The sequence below is a fragment of the Pseudomonas fluorescens genome (assembly GCF_000967965.1).
In the GTDB taxonomy this organism is placed as follows: Bacteria; Pseudomonadota; Gammaproteobacteria; order Pseudomonadales; family Pseudomonadaceae; genus Aquipseudomonas; species Aquipseudomonas grandcourensis.
Window position 1 is genome coordinate 122115 of the sequence record NZ_LACC01000014.1, and the last position, 13538, is coordinate 135652.

The following is a 13538-nucleotide window of genomic DNA, read 5'->3' on the forward strand; positions in this document are numbered from 1 at the left end:
AACAGCGGGAATGGCGGCAATAGTGGCCACGGCGGTAACAGCGGGAATGGCGGCAACAGTGGCCACGGCGGTAACAGTGGAAGCGGTGGCAACAGCGGTCACAGCAGCGGCGACCATGGCAATTCAGGTAATTCCGGTCCAGGAAGCGCGAATTCCGGTCGCGGTGGTACCCATGCGGAAGCGGGTGACGACCACGGCAATCACGCCCGCGGCGAGGCCGGTGACGACCACGGCGTCCACGTTGGCGGCGAGCCTGGTGATGACCACGGCGTCCACGTTGGCGGCGAGCCTGGTGATGACCACGGTGTCCACGTCGGCGGTGAGCCGGGTGATGACCGCGGTGTCCACGTCGGCGGCGAGCCGGGTGATGACCGCGGCGTCCATGCCGGCGGCTAACCCGGCGACGACAACAGCCGGATCTGAAGCGTTTAGTGGCTCATGCAAAACCCTGGGGACCGGTTTTGCATGAGGCGCGGCAAAAAATACGCACGTGGGTTCATGGGATTATTTCCCACATGGCTATACTGGGGTTATCTATCCAGGAATTCGCTGAATGCAATCGTCCACGTTGCCCACCTCGCTCCTCAAAGCCTTGCGGCATGTCATGCAGCCGCTGGTGCGCCTGATGCTGCGCAAAGGCGTCACCTACCTGGTATTTGCCGACCTGCTCAAGGAGGTTTTCGTCGAAGTGGCGGACCGTGAGTTCCGCCTGGGCGAGAAGGCACCGAGCGACAGCCGCATCAGCCTGCTCACCGGTGTGCATCGCAAGGATGTACGGCGCTTGCGCAATACCGGCGACCCGGCTGCTTCCACGCTTCCGGAAAACATCACGTTCGGTGCGCAACTGGTCAACGCCTGGGCCCGCGCGCCTTTCTGCAACGACGCCGGCCAGCCACTGCCACTGCCTCGATTGGCCAGTGTCGGCGGCGACCGTTCCTTTGACGCCTTGGTAGCGAAGGTCAGCACCGATATCAGGGCGCGGGTGGTGTTGGACGAATGGCTGCGCCTGGGGGTCGTGCGCCTCGACGAACAGGAGCGTGTGCACCTTGAAGCCCAGGCCTTCGTGCCACAAAAGGGCTTCGATGAGAAAACCGCTTACCTGGGGCATAACCTGCACGATCATGCCTGCGCTGCGGTACACAATCTGAGCAGCGAAGGCCCGGCCTTTTTTGAACGTAGCGTCCACTATGACGCACTGGCCCCGATGAGCGTCGAGGCGTTGCGCGAGGCCGTGGCCAGCGAGGGAATGCAGGCCCTGTTGAGCTTCAATCGACTCGCCGCCGAACTGGAATTTCGGGATCTGCCCAGCCTTGAACCGCGTCAGCGCATCACGGTCGGCCTTTACTTCTACACTGAAGCTTCCGATCCCAATTCGCCAAAAGCTCCTGAATCATGACCGTCAAATTGCGCCTGATTCGTGCAATCGCCCTCGCTCTGGGCCTCGGGCTTCCGATTGTGCTGCAAGCCGCCCCAGCCTGTGTCAGCCAGAATGACGCGGGCACCAGCGAAGTGCCGCTCATCCAGGTGCCGGGAGGTACCGGCGGTACGGGCGCAGCGCCTGGCGGCATGGGCGGTACCGGCATCGACACCGACAACGGCGGGATCGGCGGTACCGGCGCACCGCTGAAAAAACGCCCTGGCGGCATTGGCGGCACTGGTGCCGTTGCAGGCGGCGTGGGTGGTACGGGCATCAGCAACGATAACGGAGGAATCGGTGGCACCGGCATTGTCGGCACCATCACCGGGTTTGCCTCGATCTGCGTCAATGGCGTGGAAGTGCACTTCAACAAAAACGTTCCGGTCAACGAGAACGGCATTGCCACCTCCAGTACCAGCCTGGCGATAGGCCAAGTGGTTGCCGTGGAAGCGTTCAACTCACGGCGCGGTCTGGAGGCTGGGCGCATTTCTATCCTGCACGCCTACGAAGGCCCTTTGACAGCCCTGCCACGCGATTCCATGCCCATGCGCGTCATGGGGCAACCGGTACGCCTGGCCAACGGTGCCCAGGTCACTGCCGGTCTGCGCCTGGGTGATCCCGTACGGGTCAGCGGGCTGCGCGATGCTCGTGGCGAAGTGGTGGCCAGCCGTATCGACCGGGCGCCCGGCCTCAAGGAGGCCAGTGCCATCGGCCCGGTGGATCGCAGCGGCTATCTCCAGGGAATCAAACTCAGCAATCACCCAGGCCCGGCGCAGGAAATGCTGGTGCGCGGCCACTGGTCCGGTCGCGAACTGGACGTGAACCAAAGCCGCCCCGATCCGAGCCTGCCTTTCATTGGCCGGGCACACAATGCGGTGATCGAGGGCCTGGTACAGAGCCGGCAGGACCGCCATTTGGTGGTGGGTGGCTTTAATGTGACGCTGGCACGCGACACCGTGTTTGTCGGTGTGCAGGCTTCGCAGCTGACGCTGGATCGACGCGTGCGGATCAACGGCGTGTTCACCGGCGCGCGGGAGGTGCAGGCAACGCGTATCGAATTGCCTCGCGAGCGCTCCGATTCGCCAACAAGTAACCGGCACGGACGACTCGGTTCCAGCGAGCAAGACACCGACAACTCAAGTGGCTCGGGCAACTCGAGCGGCTCTGGCAACTCTGGCAGTTCGGGGGATTCGGGGAACTCGGGCAGTGACAGGAGCGGTCGCTCCGAGAGCGCGGGCAGTGTCATCGACGATACTAGCCACGGGGGCAGTGACAGTCATGGCGGTGGCGACAATATAGAGCGCGTTGACGTGGACAAGTCTGGCAAGTCAGAGCGAGTCGAGAAGGTCGATCAATCCGGCAAAGTCGAGAGAGTGGAGAGGGTAGAGCGGGTAGAGAAAGTAGAGAAGGTAGAACGTCCGGAGAAAGTCGAGAAAGTTGATCGGCCAGAGAAGGTAGAGAAGGTTGATCGGCCAGAAAAAGTTGAGAAGGTAGAAAAAGTCGAGAAGGTTGAGCCGGTTGAGAAAATCGATCACTCCGGCAGGTCGGGTTAAACAGTGCAGCCATGATGCACTTTCGTCATAAGTAACTAGGCTGGGTAAGTCACGCAACAAAACATGCGTGTGAACTTCGATGACGCCAGACACGAGGTGAACATGGACCCCAAGCGCATCCTGCTCGTCGGTTGGCTTGCCAGCCTGGCCTTGCCGGCCTTGGCCGATACCTTCACGACCTCAATCGGAACCGACTACTCGCGAGGCGACTATGGCACCGGTACTACGTCCGAAACCTGGTACGTCCCGCTGGTGGGCAGGTACGAAACCGGTCCCATGACCTATAAGCTCACTGTGCCCTGGCTACGCATCACCAATCCTTCGGTCGGCCCTGACGGCGAGCCACTGCCTGGCGGTTGCGGCAAGGTGGAAAGCGGTCTGGGCGACACCGTTGCCGGTGCCGACTATGCCGTACTCGACGGCAGCGTTAGCGGGCTGTTCGTGGACCTGATCGGCAAGGTCAAGTTGCCCACCGCCGACGAAGACAAGTGCCTGGGCACCGGCAAAACCGACTATTCCGCCCAGGTCGATGTTGCCAAAGCCTTCGGTCCTGTGACCGGGTTCGCTACCCTAGGCTGGAAAAAGTTCGGTGACCCGTCGGGCTCCAACTTCGACAACCCGATATTCGCCGGCCTGGGCTTCGCCATGCCTGTGTTCGCGCGCACCACGGCGGGCGTGTCCTACGACTGGCGGCAGAAGGTTGTTTCCACGGGCGACGAGATCAAGGAAATCACGCTCTTCCTCACGCACAAGCTCAATCAGGAATGGAAGTTTCAGTTGTATGCCGTCAAGGGATTTTCTGACGCCAGCCCGGATGGTGAGGCCGGACTGTTGCTCAGCCACGTTTACTGATTCCTGGCCGTTACCTGCTGCGCGCCCTGTTCGGTATCGACATACCGGGACAATTCCTGCTGGTCCGCGGTATGACGCCATTGTCCGTTTCCGGGCGCTTTGCAGTTCAGTTTTTCTTCTTGATCAGTTTATTGATGTAGTACTTCAGGCTTAAACGATCCTTGGGCCTTGGTTTGTAGTGGGTTTTGTTTCTTTGTGCCGGATCGATCGCCATGGTTCCCGCAGTGTAGTAATAAAGCGCGATAGACCTGCGGGTGATGTGCTCCGGAGTGGTTAAAGGCTCCGGGTGCCCATGATTGCTGTCCTTGTCTGTGTTGAAAATGACACAGCGATTATAAATGGGCAGGACTTTCTTAAGGCAGGTCTTCATGCCGACATCCCAAAGTTCCAGGTTGCCGCCGTATTCCTCCTGCCAGTCTTCATTCAGATAAATGATGATGTTCAGTCTGCGCTCGACATTAAGCTTTTTGTTGAGCCTGAAGTCCGAGTGCACCCCCAGGAAACCACCGCTTTTCGTTTCATGCAGGCCGCCACCGCTAAAGTAGGGGTCGGGTATCAATCCCTCGATGCCTGTGAGCTTTTCAAGAAACTGCAACATGGGGGCCGAGTTAAAGGCGTTGAAAACAGTCTTCAAATAGGCGTCGCATTCGTTGGGGCTGATTTGACGTTTGCGTTGACCTTTATAGCCGCGCTCGTAGAGCATTTCGTTGTTGGTTGGCTCGACCGGGAAGTGCGAGCAGATGCTCGCAATCAGGTCTTCGTGCAAGAAGTTGTCGATGACTATGTGCGGAAATGGCGTAGCCTGAACATAGCTGCCGGTCAACGAGGCACCAAAGGCGCTGGCGGCATTTTGGTCGAAATCAAGCTCCGGGGACAGGGTGATAGGTAGTGCTTGAGTGATGGGTGCCATTACCGCTCCAGTAACTTGATAAAACGACTTTTGGGTGACTTGAAACAGCGTTGAACGCACTGCTCGTTGCGTCTGTTCGTAGCTTAATTTTTTCTGTCGTCCTTGTTCAGACGCTTAAGGATGTTGTTGTACATTTTGGTTCGTCTATGAGTTTTATCATAGCCGCCAGCCGCTGCGACAGTGCCGGCCTGAATGTGATCCAGATAACTGAAGATTTTACCCGGTGATAACATTTCTACGACATAACCCAGCTCGATCATGCGGTCCTGGAGTGTATAGCCTGGCACTCGATCATCCATCGAAAAGTGCATATTGTGCTGTTTGACAAGTTTGCAGTTCCATAGCGTGCAGAAACTTTTCAAATAGACTTCTTTGTACGGTTTTGGTTCTCTGGAACGTAATCCCATGGAGATTTTCAGACGTCTGAAGTGATGTTTGAACAGTCGTGAGCTATAGCGCCAGACAGATCGCGTGGTACCGCGGTTTAATTGCTCGACACAACCGACGGCCGCGACCTTTGGATTTTTCAAGCATTTATTCAGCATCATCGGAAAAACATTCTTGTCGAAAACAAATGTATCGGTGTGCATCAGGAATAAATAATCGGTGTCAATTCGTTCCAGAACCAGGTCAAGTGCCTTGCCATGTGCAATATGGCCCGCTTCTGGTGCGGAAACAGAGCGCTCGATCAAATTGATCCAGTCAAGAGTTCGTAAGTACTCAGTGCTCTCATCGGCGGAATAGTTGTCAACCACCCATACCGGGACGCTGTTGCTGCCAAAATGCTGGTGCAATAAGTCCAGGCATATCTTGGTAATTTCTGGTGTTTTGTAATTTACTATAACTATGCTGAAGGCTTTGGAGCTTTCGGCCAGTAAATCAGGGTTGTTCATCGTTCAGGTGCTCAATGTTTTTGTATTTGGTTATACGAATGATTGAACCTGTATACAGTTCTTGAATGTTTTTTGCGCAAAATCTTGCGTGGCCATAGAGCACAATTTGTTAAGTCGCTTTGTCATGCATAATAACCAAGGCCTGCTCAGGCCCGACGGAGAGCAGTAGAAACGGAGTTCATCGTATAAGGATCTGCTCTGCAGGTAAACATTTTGACTTGATTCGTTACATCATGAGGCTGGACAGGCCAGCGTCTTGGGACGGTGTGAGCCGCTCTTGCGTCGGGCATTACGCGCCGCGTAGATGGGCCGGTTAAGCATGCGTGCGCGCGATTCATTTTCAGGGGGAGCGACCACATCAGGTGCTCCCCATGGGCTTTGTGCCCGACAAGCTTTCGTGAGCCGCTCGTTTGGCTATTGCTTGACCGGTTCAATGTCATTCAATTGCCAGCTCTTATCGAACCAGGGTTTCAGTGGACCGTACAGGCGGAAGATGGTCATCCAGCTTTTGCCCGGTATGGTTTGAATCCAGTTTTCGGCGTTGGCCGGTTTGCTCGGCGCAAAATAGAGATCAACCGATCCGTCGACGTTGGCTTTCAGGCCCTTGGCACTGCTCAAGCTTGGGAACTGGGTGTCTGTCTGGAGCATCGAGCGGGTCTGGGTGTCATACAGCACGACTGACCAAAAGTCTTTGGCGGGGACATTGGCCGGTACTCTTAACCGATAGGTTTTCGCACCATCAAAAGGGTTGCCTTCATTGTCGAAGTTGGCTGCCGTGTATTGCGAGCCGATACCTGGCATGGCGATGGCCATCGCAGGGGTATTGACCGTGGCCGCATAGAAAAACATGGTGCGCGCATCGAAATTTCGGGCGCCGTCATTCAACCACTCATAACTGCCGCCAATGAACGGAGTGGTCCAGTGACGGTCGGGATAGATCAGCGCCATGGGATTGCGGTTATCGAAATCGATTGAGCGTGCCGTGGCATTCCCGACAGCGACCGAGTCAGTCAGGATTTTTTTCATGCGTGCATCAGGCTCGAAGGGTTTGCCTTTCTGCATCCCGATGGCGGCCATGAGCCCGGTCATGTCCGGACCGTAGGCACCTGCAGGTTCTTCCTGGACGATCTGGTTCAGCTCTTCATAGAACTTGAAGGTATTGGCGTGGATGGTATTCATCTGTTTGCCGGAGAGGCTGATGAACCTGGTTTGCGGTGGCGACTTGAGCGACGTCAGTGGATAAACGCGCAGACCTTTTTTCAGGCTCGCTACACCTGGCCTGGTATCACCGTTCTCCATGAATGCACGGCCAAACAGCAGGTTCCCGTAGGTGGGGGACTTCACCACGAAATACCCCTCAGGCAACTTGCCCTCATAGCCTGGCGGGACGAGTACATATTTGCCGCCCTTGCCTTTATCCGGACCTGCGTTACCCAGGTCGACTACATAACGGAACCAGAAGTCGTCGATGACCCCGAGGATATTGGGCGGGGTTTCGATAATGAGCGGACCATCTTTGAGGTCCAGCCAGCTCCAGAAGTAAATAGTCTCGGTATTGGCGGTCAGAAACAGCGACCGTGAATCCATCAGGTTTTCAAAGATCCCGACAGTGCCATTTTCCGCGCCGACTTCTCGCAATCCGGTACGGATCGCCACCATGGAAGCGCCAGGAATGCCGTTCAGAAAGACTTCGACACCACGCAGAAAGTCCAGGTGGTCGTAGAGTTTCCTGGAGGTCTCCCTGGTGGGTACGCCATCGAAGAACTTCAGTTCACCAATCGACGTATCGACGCTGTCTGGCGTCTGGATCTCGGTTGGAATGGGCGTGGTCATTTTGTATGTTGCCGGTTCAGCGAACGGTGCCTGGCCTAGTGTAAGCATCAGGGATGCGGCAAGCGTGGTGCGAATGAATGGGTGCTTGAGTTGCATAAAAACGTCCTGTGTATGTGCGCAAGCCCAAAGTCCTTGGGCCGTTTAAGTGTGCTGAGTTTTCAAGCTCAGGTAAATGCACTCACGCTTGGCGCTGCTCATGGGCACCTTTGAGCTTTGTGAACTAACCAAGCGCCTGGCGTCGATAGGCCATGGGTGTGTTGTTTTGCCATCGTCGAAAAGCGCGCACCAGACTGCTGGTGCTGCTGAATCCCAGTTTGCTGGCAACCTGTTCCAGACTCAGTGCCGGATTGGCCAGAAGCACCAGCGCTTGAGCCTCGCGTGCCTGATCGAGTAACTGGCTGAAGGTCAGGCCCTGGCTTGTCAAGTTGCGACGCAGCAACTTCGGGCAGATGTCCAGCTCGGTCGCCAGTTGCTGGACATCGGGAGTTTCGGTGAGCATGTCGGCCAGGCGCGAACGTAGCGCGCTGGGGGGCAGCGGTAGTCCAAGTTGCGCCAGATATCGCAGGATGGGTTGTTCCAATTGAGCCAGCAGATGCGGATTGGCTCCGGGCAGGGGCATTGCCAGGCTTTCAAACTTGAAAACCATCGCACCACAGGCACAGCCAAACGTTACCGGCAATCCCAGTGCCCGCCAGGGCGTAGGGTCCTTGGGAGGAGGGCGGGGCAATTCCAGGCGACGTAGTAACTGCCGCGCGTGCAAGCCGGTCTGACGCTCGAACAGGCGAATGCAAAAAGCCTGGAAGAAGCAGTCGAGTGCAGCATCGGTAGGACGTTGCGGCCCGTGCCGACGGATTTCCAGGCGACAGTCTCCATTGGCATCTATCGAGAGTTGAGGCAGTGCGATAGTGGTCAACACGCGAATAATCTGTACATGGCGCTGCAAGGCCTCGCCAAAGGTGGCGCTGGTACAGAGTGCCAGGTCAATGCCATAGAACTGTGCGGGCTGAAAGTACCGGGCCACGCGCAAGCCAAACGCTTCATCACCGGTCAACTCGACACAGCGAAGCCAGAGCGGACTGAGTGTCGTCATCGTTAGTCGCAGCTCGCTGTCGAGCATCACCGCAGGGTCGATACCGACACTCAACAGCACAGGCTCCGGATCGATTGCGTAGGCACCCCGCAGTGTGCCGGCGATAGCACTGACCACTGTGGCCAATGTTGACTGGGCCAGCGTTGGGGAGGCGGCTGTGGCATGGCTCATGGCTTTGGCGCAATCGAAAGTGAATGACACAGGATGGCTGGCGGTCCCGGGTTGTGCAAGGCGCGAAAAAAAACGCCCCGACGCTTAAGTCCGGGGCGGTTCAAGGGGGCATGGCCCCAAGCGTCGATGTGGCTGAGCAGCAATCAAAGTCAGGCGCGGCTAACGAAGGGGCCTGGCCAGGTCAGGGCAGCAAAATCACCTGTAGGTTCATAACCCCGCAAAATCATCAGGAACGGCTTGCCGGCCTCGGTCGGCAGCCAGTTCGCGGTTTTATCATCGCCCGGATCATTGGCTTGCAGGTACAGGGTGATCGAACCGTCGGGGGACGGCAATAAGTGCGAACGGCTGCCCACGGAATACCGGTTCAACGGATTGGGGATCACCGTATAGCCTTCGTAGCGGTACAGGTGGATGGACCAGAACGCCCGAGCCTCGGGCAGTTTGCCGGCGGGGAATGTCACGCGATAACGGGCACTGCCGTCGAGCAAGTGGCCAGTCGTATCCTTCTGGTACATCAGATAGATGGTTTCGCTGATGGGCAATGCCACGGTACCCAGCAAGGCCATGCCAGCCCGATAGCGGAAGTCGTCGCCATACGTGCCTATGTGCTTGAGCGGGTACAACCAGCCATTGCTCGACAGATTGCCGGGCAGGTTTTTGGTGGTGGCAGTCACCCTGGCGCGACCATCGATTTCGGCCCGCAACAGACCTCGGAGAATGTCCTCGTCGAGTGTGGAAAAGTCTGATGGCTGGCTGGCGCCCAGGCCAATGGTGGTAAATGTCGACAGCAGGCTGCCGTCATGTTGCGGGGGCGGGCATTCTCGCAACATCAGCTGCAAGGTCTTGAAGTCGGCCAACGCGTCCGCTTGCACGTCTGTCGGTTGGAAGACCTGGGCAGGCGGCGCTTGCCAGTCGGGTTGACCGTACGCGCTCAATGGGCACAGCTTGAAGTGCTCCTGAAGCGCGATCACTTGCTGGCGATCCGCCTCGTCAGTGAAGTACAGGCGCAACACGCCGAACACCAACGGCGAAGGCGCCCGGTAAACCTTGGCCACTTCACTTGGCAGCGTGCCCTGCCATTGCGGGCCGACCATCGCGATCAGTGTCTCGCCAGTCAACTCCCGGTGATTGGGTACACCAAAGCCTACGCCAAACAGGTCACACAGCTGAACGCTCCAGTATCGCGAGGCAATCGCCGGAATGCGCAGCAGCAGTGGCTCCTGCCGCAGGTCACCCCAGAAGTTGGAGTAGAGGGTATCGGTCTGCGGCATGCCCGGCACTGCCGGAGTCACCGTCTGCCGGCGGTGAATAAAGGCGCCATAGCGGTGCTTTTCACCGACCATCGGATCGCCTTCCATCATTCGCTTGTAACGCAGGCGGGCGAAGTAAATCAGTGGGTAGCCATACACGTATGCGGCGAGCCCCAACTGGTAGGCCTGTTCCTCTCGATTGTCGGCGGCCAGCAGGCGCGCACCAGGCAATAGGGCGCCCAGACCACCGATCAGACCGGCGACGGCAAAGCCTTTGAGCAGGTGCCGGCGTTGCTCGAACAGTTCGGTTACATCGTTCAAATCGTCCATCAGCGTGTCCTTGAATACGAAGCGATGAGCAGGCGGGGGAGCCTGGCGGGCTTACTTGCCCAGGCGCTTGAGTTGGGCTGGAGTGAACTCGGCTTTTTGCGTGGTGAAACCGACGTCCATTTTCTTCGGTACTTCGTTGGTCATGTAGTTGGTCGCATAACCGCCGGAGATCAGGTCATAGGTAGCCTCCACCGCAGTGATCGGCAGCTCGATGTCATGCTGCTGGGTCAAGTACGCCTCGTAGTTGCGCCACAACTCGCCGCGGCTGTCGTAGATGTCCGAGGCCATGATTTGCCAGGAGTCCTCATCGATGTAAAAGCGACGCTTGGCATAGACGTGCCGGGCAGTGGGCTTGAGAGACGCCTCGATCACCCAGACGCGGTGTTTTTCATAGCGCACCAGATCCGGATTGAGGTAGCCAGGCTTGAGAATGTCGGCGTACTTGAGTGCCTTGTTGGCCAATTGGAAGGCGTTGTAACCGACCAGCATTTCCTGCTTGCCGATCAGCTTCCAGTCGTAGCGATCCGGGGCACCGTTGTAGCCGTCTACGCTATCGGACACCACCTGGCCGAAGCTGTAGCGTGCGCTACTGTCATAGGCCACTGTAGGCGCGCGACGCACGCGACGCTGACCCGGGATGTACTGCCAGGCCGCACGCGGTTCGGTGATCTGGTTCAGCGGTTCCTGGATCAGGGTCACTTCGCCGGAGTAACGCGAGGGTGTCAGGGTCAACACCCGGTTGAAAAACAGCACGTTGGCGTCCGGTTCAATGTCTGTGACGTTCTCGCGAAAGGCGCTCATCGCATCGTATGTGACCACCGTGGAGTCGCCCCGTGCCTGCACGACGGCCGAGGCGAACTCGCGCCGAACGGCACCGCCACGGAAACGTGTCAGGTGGTTCCACAACACTTCGAGGGCATCGGTCGGTTCGGGAAACGGAACGCCGAACTGGTAGCCTTTGAGGCCATAGCCACCTTCTTCGAGGGACACCGTGGCCAGGTTGGCGCGGGTTTGCTCCTGGTACTTCTGCGGCAGGCGCGCGGTACGGTGGGTCGCAAACACCCGCATGTGGTATTCGGGATAGCGGGAAAACATGGCCTGCTGACCGGGACTGAGCTGGGGCTTGTATTGCGCCAGGTTGCTCTTGTCGACGGTGTACAGAGGCTTCTCCCCGGCAAACGGGTCGGCGTAGTTACCGTCGCTGCTGACGGCTGCGGCACCGGGTTTGAGGCCGCCACTCCAGGCCGGAATACTGCCGTCGGCATTGGCGCCGCGTTCGGCTCCGATGGGCGTCAAGGTGTTGTCCAGTCGAGTGGCATCGCTCTGTTTGGCCAGTGCCGGGCTGCAGCACAACACGGTGATCAGGGAAAGGGCGAAAGGAAATCCGGTCATGGTTAGGTTCATCATCAGAAACTGGCCTTGAGGGTGACCGAGGCGAAGTCGCGGTCATCGAGGGTGGAGAATTTGTTGGTGCCGAAGAAGTCGTTGTAAGCCAACTCCAGCGAGTAGTTGTTCCGGTAGTCGAAGGTCAGCGCCGCACCGGCGGCCATTTGCCCCTCCTGGAAGTTAGGGCCGTAGCCCTCTACGTCATGTCGAAAGTTCAGCGAGGGTGTCACTACCGTGGCCGGAATCAGGCTTTCGAATGCCAGTGCCGCCCGTAGGCGATAGCCCCAGGAGAAACCGGTGGTGAAGCCGTGGGTGTTGCAGAAGTCGGCGTTCTTTTCGGCCGCTTGTGCGGCACTCAAGCCTCCGACCGCAGGCACGAAGCAGGCTGCCCCGTTGTTCTGCACCCGACCGAACACACTGGCGCGGCCCAGGCGTTCTTCCTCCAGATTGATGTCGTCGATCCAGTTGGCACCGGCTTCCGCGGCCCAGGTGAGTTTCTGGGCACCCAGCACGTTGCTGATGTTGTCGGTAGCCCCCAGGCTGTATTGCCAGACTTTCTTGCGCTTGTAGCCTTGCACCTCGCTGCCGAGTGCCGGTGCGACACCGTCGAAAATCGGCGTGCTGGCACCGGCACCGGCGATGGCCGCCACCACATCGGAGGCGTTGTAGGACAGCGGTTGGTTGGGTCGGTAGCTCAGTTCGCTGAATACGGCCGTGCTGCCGACCACACCGTTGAGGCTTATGCCGAACAGGCGGATGTCTTGCGGGTAGACAGTGTTGTACGTGCCGGTAGGCAACGTTCCGGCGGCCAGGCTGGTGCGCACTGACCCGTTCAGGCTCGGTGTGCGGCTGTGGTAGTTGGCGTAGTAAAGACCCAGCTCGGCATCATTGAGTGATTCAAGCGTCTTGTGCAGGGCCAGGCCATATTGCCCGCCATCCTTTGGCCAGTCAGTCGCGCCACGGCTCTCGTAGGCGCGCGCGCGAATCGCCTGCGCAGTGGTCAGGTTGCCGGCTGGATTCACGATGACCTGAGTCATCTGACACCCTTCCTGAGTGTTGTCACTGACTGAGAAGAAGGTGCCGCAGCCGTCCAGTACCGAGGGCCGGAAGTTGTATTGATAGAACCCCTCGAGGCTCAGGCTGTCGGCCAGGTCATAGTTGAAACTGAGCATCTCGACCGGCAACTGGCCTTCCTTGAGCTCCACGCCAGGGCGGTTGAACGCAGAAGCATCCAGCGGGTTGATGGCGTTGATGCCATTTTGCAGGAACAGCGCTTCGCCCCAGGACAATACCTGCTTGCCCAGTTTGACGTTGAGTTGGTGATCGTTGATCTCGAAGTTCTTCCACGCATAAAGATCCAGCACTTCGAAGCCCTGAAATTTTGCAAGGTCTTGCCAGCCGCTGTCATCGAACCGGGTGAAGTCGCCGTTGCCGGTTTCATAGGCATGGTCATACCAGTACTTCACACGCACGAAGGCGCCTTGTTCGCCATCGTTCAGATCGAATTCTGTGAGCCCCTTGAAAATCTGCGAGATCGCGTCGCCCTTGTCGAAGTTGAGCTTGCCATCATCGGCGTTATAGTTGATGCCTGCGCCACGTTTGCCGATTGACCGGGCATCGGCGACGGTCAGTTGATCCGGATCGGCGTTGCGCAGGGCCCAACTGCTGCCCAGGGTCAGTGTGGTGTTACTGGTCAGGCTCCAGTCGTCATTCACTTGCCAGGTACTGGCCTGGGCGGCCAGTGGGCCAGTCAATGTTGCCAGGGTGATACCTGCCACTGACAGGCTTGGGCGCAACCGTGATCGGCGCGGTGTGGGATTGCGAGAAAGGGCGAGTCGTTTCATGCGCTAAAT

At 58.1% G+C, this 13538-nt stretch carries 10 protein-coding genes and 1 pseudogene; 4 read left to right on the forward strand and 7 right to left on the reverse strand.

Translation table 11 applies throughout. From position 1 onward, the window contains the following. From VC35_RS29970 to VC35_RS12725, 4 genes and pseudogenes are all read left to right on the forward strand, one after another. Positions 1–396: pseudogene (locus tag VC35_RS29970) on the forward strand (hypothetical protein); the annotation flags it as partial. A 157-nt stretch (positions 397–553) separates the two neighbouring features. Continuing rightward, positions 554–1396 (forward strand): DUF6502 family protein, encoded by an 843-nt coding sequence (locus VC35_RS12715; RefSeq protein ID WP_046040433.1) that lies wholly within the window; start codon positions 554–556, stop codon positions 1394–1396. Continuing rightward, complete coding sequence (locus tag VC35_RS12720; protein WP_046040434.1) at positions 1393–2970, forward strand: DUF5666 domain-containing protein; 1578 nt, start codon at positions 1393–1395, stop codon at positions 2968–2970. The genes VC35_RS12715 and VC35_RS12720 overlap by 4 nt, the downstream gene beginning before the upstream one ends. A 102-nt stretch (positions 2971–3072) precedes the next feature. Continuing rightward, a complete protein-coding gene (locus VC35_RS12725; RefSeq protein ID WP_046040501.1) occupies positions 3073–3822 on the forward strand; it encodes a hypothetical protein in 750 nt (249 codons plus the stop codon). A gap of 106 nt (positions 3823–3928) precedes the next feature. Here VC35_RS12725 and VC35_RS12730 read toward each other — a convergent pair whose 3' ends face one another. The 7 genes from VC35_RS12730 to VC35_RS12760 form a co-directional block, all read right to left on the reverse strand. After that, complete coding sequence (locus tag VC35_RS12730) at positions 3929–4732, reverse strand: 2OG-Fe(II) oxygenase (protein WP_046040435.1); 804 nt, start codon at positions 4730–4732, stop codon at positions 3929–3931. A gap of 83 nt (positions 4733–4815) precedes the next feature. Next, a complete protein-coding gene (locus VC35_RS12735) occupies positions 4816–5625 on the reverse strand; it encodes a glycosyltransferase (RefSeq protein ID WP_046040437.1) in 810 nt (269 codons plus the stop codon). 414 nt (positions 5626–6039) lie between these two features. Continuing rightward, positions 6040–7554: a DUF1254 domain-containing protein gene (locus tag VC35_RS12740; RefSeq protein WP_185754771.1), complete on the reverse strand. Its 1515-nt coding sequence runs from the start codon at positions 7552–7554 to the stop codon at positions 6040–6042. 124 nt (positions 7555–7678) lie between these two features. Then, positions 7679–8719: an AraC family transcriptional regulator gene (locus VC35_RS12745; protein ID WP_185754772.1), complete on the reverse strand. Its 1041-nt coding sequence runs from the start codon at positions 8717–8719 to the stop codon at positions 7679–7681. A gap of 149 nt (positions 8720–8868) precedes the next feature. Next, complete coding sequence (locus tag VC35_RS12750; protein WP_046040439.1) at positions 8869–10299, reverse strand: DUF1254 domain-containing protein; 1431 nt, start codon at positions 10297–10299, stop codon at positions 8869–8871. 51 nt (positions 10300–10350) lie between these two features. Then, entirely contained in the window at positions 10351–11691 is a 1341-nt protein-coding gene (locus VC35_RS12755) for a DUF1329 domain-containing protein (protein ID WP_223466848.1), read from the reverse strand. Positions 11692–11705: 14 nt separating this feature from the next. Continuing rightward, on the reverse strand, positions 11706–13529 hold the full coding sequence (locus VC35_RS12760; RefSeq protein WP_052960555.1) for a DUF1302 domain-containing protein: 1824 nt from the start codon (positions 13527–13529) through the stop codon (positions 11706–11708). Positions 13530–13538: the final 9 nt, after the last annotated feature.